Here is an 18,280-nt window from a genome sequence, read left to right as displayed (position 1 = left end):
GATGTATCTGTTCCGTCTAGCCATGGCCAGCCTGGCTAACCGCCGCTTTACCGCGATCCTCACCGCCTTCGCCATCGCGCTTTCAGTGTGCTTGTTGCTCGCCGTGGAGCGGGTACGCACCGAAGCGCGCAACAGCTTCGCCAGCACCATCAGCGGCACCGATTTGATCGTCGGCGCCCGCTCAGGCTCGGTCAACCTGTTGCTGTATTCGGTGTTCCGCATCGGCAACGCGACCAACAACATCCGCTGGGACAGCTTCGAGCACTTCGCCGCCAGCCCGCAAGTGAAGTGGGCGATCCCGATTTCCCTCGGTGACTCCCATCGCGGTTACCGCGTGATGGGCACCAACCAGTCCTATTTCGAGCATTACCAGTACGGCCGCAAACAGAACCTCGAACTGGCCAGCGGCCGCGCTTTCGCCACCGACCCGTTCGAAGTGGTACTGGGCGCCGAAGTGGCCGACGCGCTGCATTACAAACTCGGTGACAAGCTGGTACTGGCCCACGGCGTGGCGGTCGTCAGCCTGGTGAAACACGATGACAAGCCGTTCACCGTGGTCGGCATTCTCAAGCGCACCGGCACTCCGGTAGACCGCACGCTGCACATCAGCCTCGGCGGCATGGAAGCGATCCATATCGACTGGCACAACGGCGTACCGGCCCAGGGCAAAGGCCGCATCAGTGCCGATCAGGCGCGCAATATGGACCTCACCCCGCAGGCCATCACGGCGTTCATGCTCGGGCTGAACAACAAGATTTCCACCTTCGCCCTGCAACGGGAAATCAACGATTTCCGTGGCGAGCCCATGCTGGCGATCTTGCCGGGCGTGGCCTTGCAAGAGCTGTGGAGCATGATGGGCACCGCCGAAAAGGCGCTGTTCGTGATTTCGTTGTTTGTGGTGCTGACCGGTTTGATCGGCATGCTCACGGCGATCCTCACCAGCCTCAACGAACGTCGCCGCGAAATGGCGATATTGCGCTCGGTGGGCGCGCGGCCTTGGCATATCGCCACGCTGCTGATCTTTGAAGCCTTCGCCCTGGCGTTGTCCGGCGTGGTGGCGGGCGTGGGCTTGTTGTACCTGTGCATCGCCGCATCGCGTGGGTATTTGCAGGCCAACTACGGGCTGGACTTGCCGATGTCGTGGCCGAGCGAATATGAATGGACATTGCTCGCCGGTATCCTGTGCGCAGCGTTGTTGATGGGCAGCGTGCCCGCGTGGCGCGCCTATCGGCAATCCCTGGCCGATGGCCTGTCGATCCGTTTATGAGGAAGGCTTCGATGCGTCGTGCCCTGTTTGCGCTGTTGCTGCTGGTGAGCGTGCCCGCCTGGTCCGCCGACCAGCCCAAGGACCTGTCCTGGCAGGAGATGATCCCGCCGGATGCGCCACCGGAAATCCCCAACATGAAACCGTTGCACGACCTGTCGAACATGGCCGATGCCTTGTCGGTCGAGGCCGCGCCCGCGGCCAAGCAGGAACTGCCCAACGCGCCGGTAGTGCAAAGCCTGGACGGCCAGCATATCCGCTTGCCGGGCTATATCGTGCCGCTGGAAGTCAGCGAAGAAGGCCGCACCACCGAGTTTCTGCTGGTGCCGTATTTCGGCGCGTGCATTCACGTACCGCCGCCGCCGTCGAACCAGATCGTGCATGTGAAAAGCGAAATCGGCGTGAAGCTCGATGAGCTCTACCAACCGTATTGGATCGAGGGTTCAATGCAGGTCAAACCCTCCACCAGCGAGTTGGCGGATGCCGGTTACCAAATGGATGCCGAGAAGATTTACGTCTACGAACTGCCGGACTAGCGCTGATTGCCCATTCATTGAGCTGAGTCAAAAGATCGAACGGAACGATCTTTACCATTGGACGTACAACTTTTAAACGTCCTTTTGGAGCTCCCATGAACAAGTCCCTGCTCGGCGCGTCCCTCTTCGCGCTCGCCCTCGCCGCCCCTGCCGTCCACGCTCACGAAGCGGGCGACATTCTGGTTCGCGCCGGTGCTATCACCGTGAACCCGAAGGCTGACAGCGGCCACGTGAAAGTTGACCAGGGCCCATTGGCGGGCACCAACCTGGGCGGCAAGGCGACCATGAGCAGCGACACCCAGCTGGGCTTGAACTTCGCCTACATGCTGACCAACCACGTCGGTATCGAACTGCTGGCCGCCACTCCGTTCGAGCATGACGTGAAGATCAAGAACACCGCCCTGGGCGCCGCCAACGGCAAGCTCGGCACCTTGAAACACCTGCCGCCGACCCTCAGCGTCGTGTACTACCCGCTGGACAGCAAGTCGGCGTTCCAACCCTACGTGGGCGCTGGTATCAACTACACCTGGATCTACGACGAACATGTCGGCAGCCGTGCGCAGCAAGCCGGTTTCAGCAACTTCAAGGCCGAGAACTCCTGGGGCTGGGCCGCGCAGATCGGCGCCGACTACATGATCAACGACAAGTGGATGATCAACGCCCAGGCGCGCTACATCGACATCAGCACCAAGGCGACCGTGGACAACAACGCGCTGGGCCAAGGCACTCGCGCCAAGGTAAATGTCGACGTGGACCCGATGGTCTACATGGTGGGTATCGGCTACAAGTTCTAAGCAACACCGTATCACCCTGTGGGAGGGGATTGTGGGAGGGGGCTTGCTCCCGATTGCAGTGCATCAGTCAAATGTATATTGGCTGAAACACTGCAATCGGGGGCAAGCCCCCTCCCACATTTGGAGCTTTCCCACATTGGGTTTTGTAGCGGGTCAGGTGTGGCGGTAATAGCGGTCCAGCAATGCCGGCAGCCCCGCCCGCCACGCCCGTGGCTTGATGCCGAAGGTGTGCAGGATTTTCTTGCAGGCCAGCACCGCATGTTGCGGCTCATCGCTCGCATCCGGCCGTGCCGCGTGGGCCTGGGCGGTGGGTGATTCGATGGCCAGCGCGTGATAATTGCGCGCTTCGGTGAGGATCGCCTGGCCCAGGGCCAACGGCGTGGTCGCCTCTTGGCCGGCGTAGTGATAGGTGCCCCACAGCGGTGCCGCGCAATCGAGTTGCTTGAGCACTGAAATGATCACCCGCGCAGCGTCATCCACCGGCGTCGGGTTGCCGCGACGGTCGTCCGCCATCAACAACTCATCGGTTTTTTCGGCACGGGCCAGAAAGCGCCCCAGGGTGCCCTCCACACTGTCATCCAGCAGCCAGCCAAACCGCAGCAACACATGCTGCGGGCAGGTCGCGCGCACGCTCTGTTCAATACGCCATAACGCCTGGCCGCGCAGGCCCAAAGGCACCGGCTCGTCTTTTTCGCTGTAGGCGGTGGCGCGGGAACCGTCGAACACGCGGTAGCTGGACGGTTGCAGCAAGGTGATGCCGTGGTGCTGGCACAGTTCAGCCAGGCGTTCGATGGCGAACTCCTGGGCGGCCAGACGGCTTTCGCTGACGGCCTCGGCCTGGAACCAGTCGAAATAGTAGGCGAGGTTGATCAACGCATCGGGACGGGTGTCGTCGAGCAGTTGGGTGAGGCTCGCGGCATCCCAGCCATCTTGGGGCGGTTTGGGTGCGAGGAAACCGATGTCTTCCTCTGCACCGAGGCGAATCAGCGCCTGCCCGAGGGCATTCCCGCCGCCCAGTAACATAAGGCGCATTCGCATAGATTGAGCAGGCCCGGTCTGTGTGGAACGAAGGTTTTTGGATATTTGTAAGAATCGTTGCATTTTGCGGGTTTATCGCGCAACCGTCACGGATAAAAGTGTGGGGTTGCAACTTGTCGGGGCCGGCGCCATAACTGACTGCATGAACCTTCCTGAATCCACGGACACGGCCCTGGACGGCTTCCACCCCGCCGTCAGCGCCTGGTTCCGCAATACCTTCCCCTCGGCGACCGGTGCACAGGCCCAGGCCTGGCCGCTGATCCGCCAGCGCCGCTCGACCCTGATTGCCGCCCCCACCGGCTCCGGCAAGACGCTGACCGCGTTCCTGGCGGTACTCGATGACCTCGTCCATCAGGGCCTGGCCCATGGCGGGCAACTGCCGGATGAAACGCTGGTGGTGTATGTGTCGCCGCTCAAGGCGCTGTCCAACGACATCCAGATCAACCTGCAAAACCCCTTGGCGGGCATCACCGCACAGTTACAGCGCCAGGGCCTGCCGCCATTGGTGATCCGCACCGCCGTGCGCACCGGCGACACCCCGCAGAAAGACCGCGCCCTGATGCGCAAGCGCCCACCGCATATCCTGGTGACCACTCCAGAATCGCTGTATGTGCTGCTGGGCTCGGACTCCAGCCGGCAGATGCTGGGCAGCACCCGCACGGTGATCGTCGATGAGATACACGCCATTGCCGCCAGCAAGCGCGGCAGTCACTTGGCGTTAAGCCTGGAGCGCCTGCAAGGGCTGTGCACCGAACCGCTGACGCGGATCGGCCTGTCGGCCACGCAAAAACCTATCGAGGCGGTCTCGCGCTTTCTGGTGGGCACGGGCCGCGCGTGCGCCATCGTCGATATCGGCCATGCACGGGCTCGCGACCTGGATATCGAAGTGCCGCCAGTGCCGCTCTCGGCAGTGATGGCCAACGATGTGTGGGAATTGGTCTACGACCGCCTCGCCACACTGGCCCGCGAACACCGCACCACCCTGATATTCGTCAATACCCGGCGCCTGGCCGAACGCCTGGCGCGGCATTTGAGCGAGCGCCTGGGCAAGGCTGCAGTGGCCGCGCACCATGGCAGCCTGGCCAAGGAGCTGCGCCTGGACGCCGAGCAGCGGCTCAAGGCCGGCGAGTTGCAAGTACTGATTGCCACGGCGTCGCTGGAACTGGGCATTGATATCGGCGACGTGGACCTGGTGTGCCAGATCGGCTCACCCGGTTCGATCAACGGCTTTCTGCAACGGGTTGGCCGTTCCGGGCATCAGGTCGGCGGCACGCCCAAGGGCCGTCTGTTTGCCACTACCCGCGATGACTTGATCGAATGCGCCGCCCTGCTCGACTGCGTCAGGCGGGGCGAGCTGGATACGCTGCAGATCCCCGTGGCGCCGCTGGACGTACTGGCACAGCAGATCATCGCCGAAGTCAGCGCCCAGGAATGGCCGGAACAGGCGCTGCTCGAGCTGGTTCGTCGTGCCTCACCCTACGCCGCGCTGGATGAGCGCCATTATCAGGCGCTGCTGCATATGCTCAGCGACGGCTATAACGGGCGCCAAGGCATCCGCAGCGCCTACCTGCACCGCGACGCGGTCACCCATACTCTGCGCGGCCGCCGGGGCGCCCGGCTGACGGCCGTCACCAGCGGTGGCACCATCCCCGACAACGCCGACTACAGCGTGCTGCTCGAACCCCTGGGCTTGAATATCGGCAGCGTCAATGAGGACTTCGCGGTGGAAAGCATCGCCGGGGATATCTTTCAGCTCGGCAATACGTCCTACCGAATTGTGCGCGTGGACGCCGGCAAGGTGCGCGTCGAGGATGCCCACGGCCAGCCACCGACCATTCCTTTCTGGCTCGGCGAAGCGCCTGGGCGCAGCAACGAGCTGTCGGCGGCGGTGGCGCGCTTGCAGGGGCAACTGGACGCCCTGCTCGGCGCCAGCCCGGGCGACTTGCAAGCCGCGCTGGGCTGGCTCACCGACACCCTCGGCCTGAACCGCGCCAGCGCCGAGCAGATTCTCGATTACCTGGCCCGCGCGCGCCTGGCACTGAGCGCCTTGCCGTCACAGGACACGCTGATCATGGAGCGCTTTTTCGACGAGTCCGGCGGCACTCAACTGATCATCCACACACCGTTCGGCAGCCGCCTCAACCGCGCCTGGGGCCTGGCCCTGCGCAAGCGGTTTTGTCGCACGTTCAATTTCGAGTTGCAGGCCGCCGCCAGTGAAAATGCCATCGTGCTGTCGCTGTCCACCAGCCACAGCTTTGCGCTGGATGAGGTGTGGCGGTATCTCAACAGCCACAGCGCCGAGCACATCCTGATCCAGGCCGTGCTGGATGCGCCGTTGTTCGGCGTGCGCTGGCGCTGGAACGCCGGCGTGGCCCTGGCGTTGCCGAGGTTTACCGGTGGGCGCAAGGTGGCGCCGCAGATCCAGCGCATGAAAAGCGAAGACCTGATCGCCAGCGTGTTCCCCGACCAGATCGCCTGCCTGGAAAACCTGGCCGGGGAGCGCGAAGTCACCGACCACCCGCTGGTCGAGCAAACCCTCGACGACTGTCTGCACGAAGCCATGGACAGCGATGCCTGGCTGGCCCTGCTGCGACGCATGGAGCGCGGCGAGGTGCGCCTGATCAGCCGCGACCTGCCGGCGCCCTCGCCTATGGCCGCCGAAATCCTCAGCGCCCGCCCCTACACCTTTCTCGACGACGCCCCGCTGGAAGAACGCCGCACCCAGGCCGTGCTCAACCGGCGCTGGAGCGACCCGCAGAGCACCGACGACCTCGGTGCGCTGGACGCCGACGCTATCGCCGGCGTGCGTGAAGAAGCCTGGCCGGCGCCCAACGGCCCGGACGAAATGCATGAGGCGTTGATGAGCCTGGCGTGTATCGCCGCCCGTGAAGTCACGCCGCAATGGGCCGCGTGGCTGCAGGCCTTGGCCCAGGCTGGGCGCGCCTATCCGTTGCCCAACGGCCTGTGGGTGGCCGTGGAACGCTTGAGTTGCTTGCAGGCGATCTATCCCGGCAACTGGCCGCTGCTGCCGGGCTTCGATGAACCCTGGAGCTATGATGAAGCGATGGTAGAAGTGCTGCGCGCACGCCTGGGCGGGTTCGGCCCATTGAGCCTGAGCGAAATCGCCACGCCCCTGGAACTGCCGGTGAGCGATGTCACCCAGGCACTGGCGCGTCTGGAGCAGGAAGGCTATGTGCTGCGCGGTCGCTTCAGCCCCGGCGCCAACGCAGAACAATGGTGCGAACGGCATTTGCTCGCGCGCATTCATCGCTACACGGTCAAGCGCCTGCGCCGCGAAATCGAACCGGTGGCGTTGCAGGACTTCATGCGTTTTCTGTTTGATTGGCAGCACCTGTCCACCGCCACACGCGGCCAGGGCAGCGCCATGTTGGCGCAGATCATGGCCCAGTTCGAAGGCTATGCCGCAGCCGCATCCGCCTGGGACACCGACTTGCTCAGCGCGCGACTCAAGGACTACACCTGCACCTGGCTCGATGAACTGTGCCGCAGCGGCAAGCTGGTGTGGATGCGTTTGAATAACAAGGCCAGCGCCAGCGCATTGCGCAGTACCCCGGTCGTGCTGTTGCCCCGCAGCCAGGCGCCATTGTGGAGTGGGCTGACCGATCTGACCGACAGCGCGACGTTGTCGCCCAAGGCGCAGAAAGTCCACCAAGCCCTGCGTGAACAGGGCGCGCTGTTTTTTGATGAACTGGTGCATGAAGCTCACCTGCTGCGCAGTGAACTGGAAACCGCATTGCAGGAACTGGTGGGTGCCGGGTTGGTGAATGCCGACAGCTTTGCCGGGCTGCGTGCGCTGACCACGCCCGCCAGCAAACGCCAGGCGCGCAGCAGCCGGCGTGGGCGTGGCGCCTTTGTCGGTGGAATGGACGATGCCGGCCGTTGGGCCTTGGTGCGCCGCTCAACCAGCGCCGCCGGCGCGCATTCGGCCGAAACGCTGGAGCATGTGGCGATGACGCTGCTGCGCCGTTATGGCGTGGTGTTCTGGCGTGTGCTGGAGCGCGAGGCGGAGTGGCTGCCGAGCTGGCGAGAGTTGTTGCGCACCTTTCATCGGCTGGAGGCGCGTGGGGAAATCCGTGGCGGACGCTTTGTCAGTGGCTTGGCGGGGGAACAGTTTGCGTTGCCGGAGGCGATCCCGTTACTGCGCGAAGTACGCCGCAGGCCACACGACGGCAGCCTGGTTGCCGTGTGTGGCGCGGACCCGTTGAACCTGGTCGGCACCCTGTTGCCGGGCAGCAAGGTGCCGGCACTAAGCGGGAACCGGATCGTGTACCGCGACGGGTTGCCCGCAGCGGTGCTGGTGAGCGGCAAGCAGCAACTGCTGGTGGATACGGATCAGCAGGCGGTGCAGGAGAAGTTGATCAGGCATTGAAATGGGGGGCCTCATCGGGAGCAAGCCCCCTCCCACAAGGGGAATGCCGGAAAAAAACGACCCGGTCATTGAGGGCGCGGTTGTTCGGTCAGCACCCCTGACGCCGGTGCCTCTTCATCCGGCTCATCCACCTGGGCGTTGCGCTTGGGCAACAGGACCTGCTGTGGATAAGTTTGCGCGAAGTGCACCTGCGCACAGTTATCCACAAGCTTTTTCAGGCGCTGGTTGAACGCACGGCTGACGGCATATTGGCCACCCGACACCGTGCGGAACTGCGCGGTGAGCACCACGCCGTTGAGGTCCATCTTGTCGACGCCGAAGACCTCCAGCGGCCCTTGCAGGTTGTACTTGAGGAACACGTCATCACGGATCGACTGCCCGGCCTCGCGGATCAGCTCCACGGCTTTATCCACGTCGGTATCGTAGGTGAACTGCACCGAGAAGAACGCATAGGCAAATTGCCGCGACTGGTTGGTGACCGCCTTGATCTGCCCGAACGGCACCGAGTGCACAAAGCCTTTACCGTCGCGCAGGCGCAGGGTTCGGATGGTCAGCCCCTCGACCGTACCGGCGTGGCCGGAGTCCAGCACCACCCAATCGCCAATCGACAGGGTGTCTTCGATGATGATGAACAGGCCGGTGATCACGTCCTGCACCAATTGTTGGGAGCCAAAACCGATGGCCAGGCCGACCACACCGGCACCCGCCAACAGCGGCGCGACGTTGATCCCAAGATTGGCCATGGTGGTGATTGCGCAGATCACCACCAGGATGATTTTCACCGCATTGCGCAGCAGCGGCAGGATGGTTTTGACCCGCGTGCTCGGCTGGCGGCCGGAACGCTTGTTCACCGGTGGCTTCAACGCTTCCTGGATCGCCGTGTCGAGGACCACCCAGAACAGCCAGGTCACCAGCAGGATCAGGCCGATACTGCTCAAGGAGTCACTGATCGCCCGGCCGACCGAGTTGCGCTGGGCAAATTCAAACAACGACACGCCCCAGATACGCCCGAGAATTTCGATAAACGCGATGGCCATGACAATGCGCAGGATCGCGTGCAACAGGCTGAGGAAGCGCTCCTTGTAGGCGCTGCTGCGCTGGATCGCCACTTGGCTGCGAGACTTGAACAGGTGTTGCAGCACCGTACTGAGGAACACCGTGCCAATCAGCAAGATCGTGGTGAACAAGGCGCAACGCAGGGCCTTCTGACTATCGTCGCCGGCGCCGATCAGGTTGATCGCCGAGACCAGCACCATCAACAGGATCGGCCAGTACCACAAGCCGGAAAACACCCGCAGCGATTGTTGCAGCGCCGGGTGTATAAGGCGTTGCGCCAATGGCCGATTGCGAATCAAATGGGCCACCGGACGCCGTAGGCGTATCACCAGTACGCCAAAGATTACCGTGGCAAACAGCCCCGTGAACACGGCAATGCTGCTGGTGATATTGCCGCCCAGTTGCCGGGCGATCTGCGGGCTGGTCAAGGCATCGCTGAGGGCGGCCAGAAAGCCGATCAGGAACAACGGCCTGGGCGAGTAACCGCGAATAATCCGCACGGCCGCACGCTTATGCCCGACGTTGAACATGACGATGACGCACAACAACATCGAGGTGGAAAAAATGCCGCTGCTGGTGGCATAGGCGAAACACAGCGCCAGCGCACGCCCCACGGACGAGGGTAGAAAGTGGCTGACGTAAAGCGTCAGTGGCAGGCACACCAATGCCGGCAGGGTGTAGGGCAGTACGTACCCCAACAGCGCCTGCAGGCGCCCACGCCGCTCAATGAAGCGCCGGCGACTCAAGCGCCGTACGATCAAACGTCCCAGCAGCATCAACAACGCAAAGGCGCCGCCCCATACCCCGGACAGCAGCAGGAAATCCCCGGCCACGCTCCACGGCGAGCGCTCGGCGGTCTGGTCGACCAGGCGCCCGACCTCATCCGCCGCACGGTCGGCGCGAAGGCGCCAGGCGTCGATGAGGTTTTGATTGAGGTCGAGTTTGTCTTGCACGTCGTCGATGCTCGAGCTGATGGCGCCGAGCAAGCCACCTTCCACCAACAGCTCCGGCTTGGCCGGTTCGGCAGGCGCCGCCGCCGGAGCCGGCGCAGTCGTGGCAGCTTGCAGCACGCCGTTGCCAAACAACAGCAGCGCACCGAGCAGTAATGCGGTCTTGAGAGTGGGCAAAACAGCGGCTCCTTCAGCAGGGTCTGTAAGGAACTGACGGGTTTGCGCCCTGATCGTTCCCCTCGCCTTACTTTTGCGCACGAGGCAAATATCAAATGCCAATCCTTGGCTTTTTCCGCACAAGCCAAACCCAGACACTGCGCTCCTGAATCAAACCCACCGGAGTTGCAGCCATGCCCATTGCCTTGCTCGCGCTGACCCTCAGCGCTTTCGCCATCGGGACGACCGAGTTCGTCATCGTTGGCCTGTTACCCACCATCGGCACCGACCTGGGTGTCGACCTGCCGTCCGCCGGCCTGCTGGTCAGCCTCTACGCCCTGGGCGTCGCCATCGGCGCGCCGGTGCTCACCGCCCTCACCGGCAAAGTGCCGCGCAAATTGCTGCTGCTGTCGTTGATGGTGCTGTTCACCCTCGGCAACCTGCTGGCCTGGCAGGCGCCGAGTTATGAGTCCCTGGTGCTGGCGCGGATCGTCACCGGCCTGGCCCATGGCGTGTTTTTCTCGATCGGCTCGACCATCGCCACCAGCCTTGTGCCCAAGGAAAAAGCCGCCAGCGCAATCGCCATCATGTTTACCGGCTTGACCGTCGCCCTGGTCACCGGCGTACCGCTGGGCACCTTCATCGGCCAGCATTTCGGCTGGCGTGAAACCTTCCTGGCCGTCTCGGCCCTGGGCGTCATCGCGTTTATCGGCAGCCTGATCTATGTGCCGAAAAACATCAGCCACAGCAAACCCGCGTCACTGCTGCAACAACTGCAAGTGCTCCAGCAACCGCGCCTGCTGCTGGTGTATGCCATGACCGCCATCGGCTACGGCGGCTCGTTTATCGCGTTCACCTTCCTGGCGCCGATCCTTCAGGATATCTCGGGCTTCAGCGCCAGCACGGTGAGCCTGGTGCTGCTGGTGTACGGCGTTTCGGTGGCCGCCGGGAATATCTGGGGCGGCAAGCTTGCCGATAAACGCGGCCCTATCAGTGCCTTGAAAATCATCTTCGCCCTGCTCGCGGCGGTGTTGTTCATGCTGACGTTCACCGCAGCGAGCCCGTGGCTGGCCCTGGCCACCGTACTGGTGTGGGGCGCGGTCGCCTTCGGTAACGTGCCGGGCCTGCAGGTGTATGTGGTGCGCCAGGCTGAGCATCACACCCCGCAAGCGGTGGATGTGGCATCGGGGCTGAATATCGCCGCGTTTAACCTGGGTATCGCCGGTGGCGCCTGGGGCGGTGGTTTGATCGTGGCGCATATGGGGCTGATCCACACGGCCTGGATCGGTGGCCTGGTGGTGCTGGTGGCATTGGCACTGACGGCATGGAGTGGCCGGCTGGACCGGTTGGGGCCGGTGTATGCCGAGTCGTCGAACCCTGTCGTCGCCGGGCACTGAAGCCGTCGCAGCGCAAACGCCAGGGGGGAGCGGGCTTGCTCGCTCCCTCCTGGGTATGTGCCGTCTGTAGGAACGGGGAAACTTTCCGCCGAGTCTCTCAGTCATCCCTGAACAGCGGTCAACCGACCCATCATTCACGGGAGCAACCATGGCGGCGATACACATCGGCATTTCCGGCTGGCGCTACAAGCCTTGGCGCGGGGATTTCTACCCCGAGGGGCTGACCCAGAAACGTGAGTTGCAGTTTGCGTCACGCGCCGTCAACAGCATCGAAATCAACGGCTCGTTCTACGCGCTGCAAACTCCCAAGCGCTACGCCGAGTGGTATGCGCAGACGCCTGAAGACTTCCAGTTCAGCGTCAAGGCGCCGCGCTATATCACGCATATCCTGCGCCTGCGCGAGGTGCACAAGGCGATGGCCAATTTCTTCGCCTCAGGTGTACTGGAGCTGAAAGAAAAGCTTGGGCCGATCCTCTGGCAGTTCCCGCCCAGCTTCCAGTTCGACCCGCCACTGTTCGAAGCCTTCCTGGCCGAATTACCCACCAATACCCAACAAGCCGCCGCCCTCGCCCGCCAGCATGAGCCGCGCCTGAATGGCAAGGCGAGCATGCAACCCCATGGCAAGCGAGCGTTGCGCCATGCCGTGGAGATTCGCCATAAAAGCTTTGCGGTACCGGAATTCGTGCAGATGCTGGCAACACACGGCGTGGCACTGGTGGTCGCAGACACCGCCGGCAAGTGGCCCTATCTCGAAGACGTCACCGCCAATTTCCTTTATCTGCGCTTGCACGGCGACAAAAAGCTGTACGCCAGCGGCTACAGCGACGAAGCCCTCAAGCGTTGGGGCGATCGCATCGAGTGCTGGGCGCAGGGCAAGCAACCGGCGGATGCGCATCTGGTCGCCCCACAACGCAAGCCCCGCGCCCTTAAACAGCGCGAGGTCTTCTGCTTTTTCGACAATGACATCAAGGTGCGCGCGCCCTTTGATGCACGCCAATTGCTGCAGCGTTTCGGGCTAGACAAACACCTGGTGACAACGCCCGGCACATTGCCGGAGCCTGGGGTGTTGCCATGACCCAAGTGGAGCTGGTCCCTACCCCGCCCACCACGGCCATCACGCATTTCACGGTGCTGACGGTGAATATCCACAAGGGCTTCACCGCGCTGAATCGACGCTTCATCCTGCCCGAGCTGCGTGAAGCGGTGCGCAGCGTCGGTGCCGATATGGTGTTCCTGCAGGAAATCCACGGCACGCACGAACGCCACCCCCAGCGCTACAGCGACTGGCCAAATATGCCGCAGTACGAGTTCCTCGCCGACAGCATCTGGCCGCAGTTCGCTTACGGGCGCAATGCGGTCTACCCCCATGGCGATCACGGCAACGCGCTGTTGTCGAAATTCCAGATCGTGCGCTACGACAACCTCGATATCTCGCAAAGCGGGCATGAAAACCGTGGCCTGCTGCATTGCGTGCTGCGCTTGCCGGGCACCGGGCAGGAAGTGCACGCGATCTGCATTCATTTAGGCTTGCGTGAGGTGCATCGCCAGCAGCAATTGCGCTTGCTGGAGCAGCGCATCAGCGAGATTCCCGCCACGGCGCCGCTGGTGGTGGCCGGCGATTTCAACGACTGGCGCCAGAAGGCCGACCTGAGCCAGAGCGGCCTTCAGGAAGTCTTCGTGCAAGCCCTGGGCAAGCCGGCGCGCACATTTCCTGCACGCCTGCCTTTGCTGCCATTGGACCGAATTTACGTGCGCAATTTGAAGGTGCATAACCCCCGGGTACTGACGACACGGCCGTGGTCTCACCTCTCGGACCATGTGCCGCTGTCGGTGGAGATCGAACTATGACCGTTGCCGTAGAGCATATTTCCACTGATCAGCCGCCAGACGAAGCCAAGGCCCGCGACCTGGATTACGGCTGGCAGAGCGGTAACCAGGTCGAGTTGCTGGAGAACGGCGAGGCGTACTTTCCACGGGTCTTCGATGCCTTGCGTAACGCCCGACGGGAGATCCTGCTGGAGACCTTCATCCTCTTCGAAGACAAGGTCGGCCATGAGCTCAAGGCCGTGCTGATCGAGGCCGCGAACCGTGGAGTGAAGGTCGTGGCCAGCCTGGATGGATTTGGTTGCGGCGAGCTGAGCCCGGCGTTCCTGGGGGAACTGGCCGAGGCCGGAGTGGTGGTGCAGATGTTCGACCCGGCGGCCAAGACGCTGGGCATTCGCACCAATTGGTTTCGTCGCCTGCACCGCAAGATTGTGGTGGTGGATGCCGAAGTCGGGTTCATCGGCGGCATCAACTTCTCTGCCGATCACTTGGGTGATTATGGCCCCGAGGCCAAGCAGGATTATGCGCTGCGCATTATCGGGCCTGCGGTGGCGGATCTGCATCATTTTGCGCTTGCGCAAAGTGGCCGCCAGGTACGCACGCGCCGCGGCTGGCGGCGGCGCCAGCAGAGGCCGTCGCTATGGAACACCGAAAACGGCGATGGCCAGGTGCGCCTGATTTACCGCGATAACGTGCAGCACCGCGATGACATCGAAGAAGCCTACATCCACGCATTGAGCCAGGCACAACAGCGCGTGGTGATCGCCAACGCCTACTTTTTCCCCGGCTATCGCCTGTTGCGCGAAATCCGCAATGCCGCGCGCCGGGGCGTGCACGTGCAACTGATCATGCAGGGCCAGCCTGACGTGCTGTTGGCCAAACTGGCGGCGCGCACGCTCTATGGTTATCTGCTCAAGGACGGCGTGGTGATTCACGAGTACTGCGAGCGCCCGCTGCACGGCAAGGTGGCGCTGGTGGATGACGACTGGAGCACCGTGGGTTCAAGCAATCTGGACCCGTTGAGCCTGGCGTTGAACCTGGAAGCCAATGTGCTGATCCGCGATCGTGCATTCAATCAGCATCTGTATGAGCGCCTGGAAAACCTGGCCAACAACCATTGCCGCACCCTGCCGGAAAACCGCAAGCAGCGCCTGTGGCTCTGGCGTTTGACCGTCGGGTTCCTGGTGTTTCATGTGATGCGGCATTTCCCGGCGCTGGCAGGCCGGTTGCCGAAGCACAAGCCTCGACTCGAACCTTTTGAGGTCCAGCACCATGACATCTGATGCCCAAGGTTCGCGATTCAAGCGTTGGAAAAAACCGCTGACCATCGCCTTCTTCCTGTTGCTGATCGTGCTGTTCACCCTGCTCGCGCGGCGTATAGATTGGAGCGAAGTGATCCAGACCCTGGGCGACTTCAAGGTGCGCACACTGGTGATCGCCAGCGCGCTGACGCTGTGCAGTTTCCTGGTGTACGCCAGCTTCGACCTGATCGGCCGCACCTATATTCGCCAGCCCCTGGTGTGGAAGCAGATTTTGCCGGTGGGCATCATCAGCTACGCGTTCAACCTCAACCTGAGCGCCTGGGTTGGCGGTATCGCCATGCGTTACCGGCTGTATTCGCGGCTGGGGGTCAGCACCGCCAATATCGCCAAAATCCTCGGCCTCAGCCTGGCGACCAACTGGTTCGGCTACATGGCGATAGCCGGGGTTATTTTCAGCAGCGGACTGGTCAGCATGCCGCCCGGCTGGAAAGTCAGCAGCAGTGCGTTGCAGGGCATCGGCGCTGTGTTGGTACTGGTCAGCCTCGGTTATCTGCTGGCCTGCCAGTATTCGAAAAAGCGCGCCTGGACGATCCGCGGCATGGAAATCAACCTGCCGTCCCTGCGCATGGCGTGCTTGCAGTTGATGTTGGGGGCGCTGAACTGGTCGCTGATGGCCGCGGTGATCTTCACCCTGCTACCGGCCAAACTGGACTACCCACTGGTGCTGGGCGTGCTGCTGATCAGCGCGATTGCCGGGGTGCTCACCCATATACCGGCCGGGCTGGGCGTACTGGAAGCGGTGTTCATTGCGCTGATGCAGCATGAGGCGTCACGGGGCAGCTTGCTGGCGGGGTTGATCGCCTATCGGGCCATCTACTTTATTGTGCCGCTGTTGATCGCGCTGATGATGTACCTCGGCGTGGAAGCCAAAGCCAAGGCGCTCAGGGTCAAGAAGACACCCGCATGAACGCTCTACCGGGCCTGGATGATACTCAACCGTTCGCCCACCACCATCTCGGTGACCCAGTCCACCAGGATTGAGGTGTAGGCCTGCTGGGACACCGGATCGCTGAGGGAATGGTCGGCCCCATCGATGATGCGATGCGTCAGGGAATGCGTGTGCTGGCACGCCGCCCGGTAGCTCATGATCGTCGCGTGGGGCACATGGTCATCGGTTTCCGATTCGACAATCAGTACATCCCCGGTAAACACGGAACACGCGTGCAAGGCGCGATTGGTCTCGGCATGAACCAGCGTACTGCGGTAATCCATCAGGTCGGCCTTATCCAGATCGCGTTTGGGCTTGAGCCATTCCTGGTCGCGGTACAGCGCAGGCACGCGCAACGCCAGCCAGCGCACGGGGCGCAACGAGGTGAGTATCGCCGCGAGGTAGCCGCCGTAGCTGGTGCCCACCACGGCCACGGCCGAGGTATCGATTGCCGGGTGCGCCAGTAACCGATCGTAGGCCGCCAGCAGGTCGCGCAGGTTGTCTTCACGAGTCACTCGCGCCAATGGAATGCCACTACCGGCGTGGCCGCGCAGGTCGAAGGTCAGGCACACGCACCCCAGGCCGGCAATGCCTTTGGCGCGTTCAAGGTCGCGCTCCTGGCTACCGCCCCAGCCGTGCACAAACAATACCCCGGGTACTTTGGACTTGGGGCTCAGGAACGTAGCGCTCATCTGTTCGTCGTCAATATCGATCGCAATGCTTTCGCTTCTAGCCGTCATAAGTTTTAACCGTCACGTACTTGAGAAGAAATTCGCTGTTTTGCGCCGGGCCGCGATACACCTCGATGGCGTCGGCGGGCAGCGGTTGGTCCTCGTAGGTTTCCACTGAGGACACACGGATCGCACGCAGGCCGGGGTCGTTGATAAACGTTTGCAGGGCGGCGATTTCCGCACTGCTGGCCCCGCCCATGCGCCAGGATTGTTCAAGCACACCACTGCGACGCTGGCCATCGTTGTCCAGGCCCTGGGCGATGTCGTAGTTGCGCCGTGAAGCATAAAAACCGGGGTACGCCTCATCGGCCGCCGTGTCGAAAACCCTGGCTTGTCCGATGGCCTCGCGCACGTCATCGGACAGTTCGAGCTGCAACAGGTCGTCGTGACCTCCCGGTACCACCAGCAGGTTGGAGCCGCCGTAGACGTCTTCGCCCTGCCCGTCTCTGGTCAGGTATTGCTCGCCGCAGTAGCTCAACACGTGACCGGCGATAAAACTCTGCCCCACGCTGTGGGTGACCACATCGTGCAGGTCCTGCTCCAGCACCATGCCTTCACTGAAACGTTGCGCGGCGTCGGGCCGTGCCAGTACCACGTCGAATTCATCCACGCTGTGGATAACTTCCTGGCCACGCCCCGCGCAGGCATGCACGGGTTTCATGCGAATGGGCCCGCTGTAGAGCAAACGGGTCGCTGCAGGTCGTGCGTCTTCCAGGGCAAAGACACTCAAGCCGTCCAATACGACGGTTCGCACACGCTCGCAGAACAGCGTTGACCAACCTTCGGGGGTTTTGGCTTGCGGGCTGAGCACACCATGACTGATGGCTTTGGTGCAGATGAAATCGTGGTCGACGTAGCCGCCCCACAGATCTTCCGGGCCATAGACATTGAGTGCGCGTGCCTGGGCCTGGCCCACCAGGGTTTGTGTGGGTAAAAGGTACAAGGCTCGACCGGCATGCAACTCGGGGTGGTAGCTGCCACCGAATCTGAGCCCCAGAATCTGCGCCAGCCAGCGTGCCAGGGCACGGTTGGTTTCCACCTCGTGCAACGGCGCGCCCTCGCGTGTGGAGTGAGCGACTACCAGCCTCTTGCGTTGAATCGGGGTCATGCGTCCCCCTTGGCCATCCCGCCATGTATGTGGGGATAAGGTTGCAGGGATCACGCCAAGGCGCGCTGAAAAAGGACGTTTGTGAAATCAAGCAGTTGCAAAGAAAGCGATGGCAGTTAGCCTGTTTTATTCTGCACGACGCCGCTTTAAGGTGGTGGCGTTCTGCACGATTCTGCGCAGCCCATCATCCATCGCGAGGCAACACACATGGTCAAGCAAGCACTCATCCTGATCGATATCCAGAATGACTATTTCCCCCAGGGTAAGTGGCCGCTTGACGGCGTGGAGACTGCGGCGGACAAGGCCGCACAGGTGCTGCAGGCGTTTCGCCAGAAAGGCGATGCGGTGATCCATGTGCGTCACGAGTTCACCTCCGACGACGCTCCGTTCTTCACGCCGGGCTCCGAGGGTGCCCACCTGCACAGCAAAGTGCTGAATGAGGGCAACGAGCCGGTGGTACTCAAACACTTTGTGAACGCCTTTCGCCAGACTGACCTGCGCACCCTGCTGGAACAGCGCAGCATCACCGAACTGGTGGTGGTCGGCAGCATGAGCCATATGTGCATCGACGGCGTGGTACGGGCTGCCGCAGACCTGGGGTACAAGGTCACGGTGATTCATGATGCCTGTGCGACACGCGACCTGGAGTTCAACGGCCAGCTGATTCCAGCGGCGCAGGTGCATGGGGCCTACATGGCGTCGCTGGCATTTGGTTATGCCGCCGTGATGTCGGCGGATGAGTACCTGAAGGCGCAAGCGGCGGCGGTGTGACCACCACTTGGCGTG

14 protein-coding genes are annotated in these 18,280 nt (G+C 62.6%); 10 read left to right on the top strand and 4 right to left on the bottom strand.

The genetic code is table 11. The features are described from left to right. The first annotated feature begins 1 nt into the window (after position 1). The 3 genes from MJP36_RS05540 (at position 2) to MJP36_RS05530 (ending at position 2,594) form a co-directional block, all read left to right on the top strand. Positions 2-1,267, top strand: coding sequence for an ABC transporter permease (locus MJP36_RS05540; RefSeq protein WP_090365588.1), 1,266 nt, complete (start codon positions 2-4; stop codon positions 1,265-1,267). 11 nt (positions 1,268-1,278) lie between these two features. After that, entirely contained in the window at positions 1,279-1,800 is a 522-nt protein-coding gene (locus tag MJP36_RS05535; RefSeq protein ID WP_060755267.1) for a DUF3299 domain-containing protein, read from the top strand. A 95-nt stretch (positions 1,801-1,895) separates the two neighbouring features. Continuing rightward, positions 1,896-2,594, top strand: coding sequence for an OmpW/AlkL family protein (locus MJP36_RS05530; protein WP_060755268.1), 699 nt, complete (start codon positions 1,896-1,898; stop codon positions 2,592-2,594). 153 nt (positions 2,595-2,747) lie between these two features. Here MJP36_RS05530 and MJP36_RS05525 read toward each other — a convergent pair whose 3' ends face one another. Beyond that, the gene (locus tag MJP36_RS05525; protein ID WP_090365586.1) at positions 2,748-3,632 is read right to left on the bottom strand and encodes a sugar nucleotide-binding protein; all 885 of its coding nucleotides are present in this window, start codon (positions 3,630-3,632) and stop codon (positions 2,748-2,750) included. 142 nt (positions 3,633-3,774) lie between these two features. Here MJP36_RS05525 and MJP36_RS05520 point away from each other — a divergent pair, with 142 nt between their 5' ends. Then, on the top strand, positions 3,775-8,022 hold the full coding sequence (locus tag MJP36_RS05520) for an Lhr family helicase (RefSeq protein ID WP_244385005.1): 4,248 nt from the start codon (positions 3,775-3,777) through the stop codon (positions 8,020-8,022). Positions 8,023-8,087: 65 nt separating this feature from the next. Here MJP36_RS05520 and MJP36_RS05515 read toward each other — a convergent pair whose 3' ends face one another. Continuing rightward, entirely contained in the window at positions 8,088-10,205 is a 2,118-nt protein-coding gene (locus MJP36_RS05515) for a mechanosensitive ion channel family protein (protein ID WP_244385004.1), read from the bottom strand. Positions 10,206-10,378: 173 nt separating this feature from the next. Here MJP36_RS05515 and MJP36_RS05510 point away from each other — a divergent pair, with 173 nt between their 5' ends. The 5 genes from MJP36_RS05510 (at position 10,379) to MJP36_RS05490 (ending at position 15,634) form a co-directional block, all read left to right on the top strand. Beyond that, positions 10,379-11,581, top strand: a complete 1,203-nt coding sequence (locus tag MJP36_RS05510) for an MFS transporter (RefSeq protein WP_090365582.1) — start codon at positions 10,379-10,381, stop codon at positions 11,579-11,581. 148 nt (positions 11,582-11,729) lie between these two features. After that, positions 11,730-12,656: a DUF72 domain-containing protein gene (locus MJP36_RS05505; RefSeq protein WP_060755273.1), complete on the top strand. Its 927-nt coding sequence runs from the start codon at positions 11,730-11,732 to the stop codon at positions 12,654-12,656. Then, positions 12,653-13,429 (top strand): endonuclease/exonuclease/phosphatase family protein, encoded by a 777-nt coding sequence (locus tag MJP36_RS05500; protein ID WP_060755274.1) that lies wholly within the window; start codon positions 12,653-12,655, stop codon positions 13,427-13,429. The genes MJP36_RS05505 and MJP36_RS05500 overlap by 4 nt, the downstream gene beginning before the upstream one ends. Continuing rightward, a complete protein-coding gene (gene clsB / locus MJP36_RS05495) occupies positions 13,426-14,688 on the top strand; it encodes a cardiolipin synthase ClsB (RefSeq protein ID WP_060755275.1) in 1,263 nt (420 codons plus the stop codon). The genes MJP36_RS05500 and clsB overlap by 4 nt, the downstream gene beginning before the upstream one ends. Next, positions 14,678-15,634 carry a lysylphosphatidylglycerol synthase domain-containing protein gene (locus tag MJP36_RS05490; RefSeq protein WP_161548475.1) on the top strand — a complete coding sequence of 319 codons (957 nt, stop codon included), beginning with the start codon at positions 14,678-14,680 and terminating at the stop codon, positions 15,632-15,634. Before clsB ends, MJP36_RS05490 begins: the two co-directional genes overlap by 11 nt. Before the next feature lie 5 nt (positions 15,635-15,639). Here MJP36_RS05490 and MJP36_RS05485 read toward each other — a convergent pair whose 3' ends face one another. Both MJP36_RS05485 and MJP36_RS05480 read right to left on the bottom strand, forming a co-directional pair. Further along, complete coding sequence (locus MJP36_RS05485; RefSeq protein ID WP_060755277.1) at positions 15,640-16,395, bottom strand: alpha/beta hydrolase family protein; 756 nt, start codon at positions 16,393-16,395, stop codon at positions 15,640-15,642. Continuing rightward, positions 16,385-17,494: a DUF3182 family protein gene (locus MJP36_RS05480; RefSeq protein ID WP_244385003.1), complete on the bottom strand. Its 1,110-nt coding sequence runs from the start codon at positions 17,492-17,494 to the stop codon at positions 16,385-16,387. The genes MJP36_RS05485 and MJP36_RS05480 overlap by 11 nt, the downstream gene beginning before the upstream one ends. A 207-nt stretch (positions 17,495-17,701) precedes the next feature. On the opposite strand from MJP36_RS05480, the gene MJP36_RS05475 reads away from it, so the two are divergent. Further along, positions 17,702-18,265, top strand: coding sequence for a cysteine hydrolase family protein (locus tag MJP36_RS05475; protein WP_244385002.1), 564 nt, complete (start codon positions 17,702-17,704; stop codon positions 18,263-18,265). Positions 18,266-18,280: the final 15 nt, after the last annotated feature.

This window comes from Pseudomonas palleroniana, assembly GCF_022836895.1.
Taxonomy (GTDB): Bacteria; Pseudomonadota; Gammaproteobacteria; order Pseudomonadales; family Pseudomonadaceae; genus Aquipseudomonas; species Aquipseudomonas palleroniana.
The sequence above is the reverse complement of the archived record's forward strand: the minus strand, read 5'-3'. Positions and strand labels throughout refer to the sequence as shown.

What these genes read in the sequence shown, in the direction of transcription:
- MJP36_RS05535 (WP_060755267.1), top strand. Translation starts at nt 1,279, where the DNA reads ATGCGTCGTGCCCTGTTTGCGCTGTTGCTGCTGGTGAGCGTGCCCGCC.
- MJP36_RS05505 (WP_060755273.1), top strand. Translation starts at nt 11,730, where the DNA reads ATGGCGGCGATACACATCGGCATTTCCGGCTGGCGCTACAAGCCTTGG.
- MJP36_RS05475 (WP_244385002.1), top strand. Translation starts at nt 17,702, where the DNA reads ATGGTCAAGCAAGCACTCATCCTGATCGATATCCAGAATGACTATTTC.
- MJP36_RS05520 (WP_244385005.1), top strand. Translation starts at nt 3,775, where the DNA reads ATGAACCTTCCTGAATCCACGGACACGGCCCTGGACGGCTTCCACCCC.
- MJP36_RS05490 (WP_161548475.1), top strand. Translation starts at nt 14,678, where the DNA reads ATGACATCTGATGCCCAAGGTTCGCGATTCAAGCGTTGGAAAAAACCG.
- MJP36_RS05510 (WP_090365582.1), top strand. Translation starts at nt 10,379, where the DNA reads ATGCCCATTGCCTTGCTCGCGCTGACCCTCAGCGCTTTCGCCATCGGG.
- MJP36_RS05525 (WP_090365586.1), bottom strand. Translation starts at nt 3,632, where the DNA reads ATGCGAATGCGCCTTATGTTACTGGGCGGCGGGAATGCCCTCGGGCAG.
- MJP36_RS05480 (WP_244385003.1), bottom strand. Translation starts at nt 17,494, where the DNA reads ATGACCCCGATTCAACGCAAGAGGCTGGTAGTCGCTCACTCCACACGC.
- MJP36_RS05500 (WP_060755274.1), top strand. Translation starts at nt 12,653, where the DNA reads ATGACCCAAGTGGAGCTGGTCCCTACCCCGCCCACCACGGCCATCACG.
- MJP36_RS05485 (WP_060755277.1), bottom strand. Translation starts at nt 16,395, where the DNA reads ATGACGGCTAGAAGCGAAAGCATTGCGATCGATATTGACGACGAACAG.
- clsB (WP_060755275.1), top strand. Translation starts at nt 13,426, where the DNA reads ATGACCGTTGCCGTAGAGCATATTTCCACTGATCAGCCGCCAGACGAA.
- MJP36_RS05540 (WP_090365588.1), top strand. Translation starts at nt 2, where the DNA reads ATGTATCTGTTCCGTCTAGCCATGGCCAGCCTGGCTAACCGCCGCTTT.
- MJP36_RS05530 (WP_060755268.1), top strand. Translation starts at nt 1,896, where the DNA reads ATGAACAAGTCCCTGCTCGGCGCGTCCCTCTTCGCGCTCGCCCTCGCC.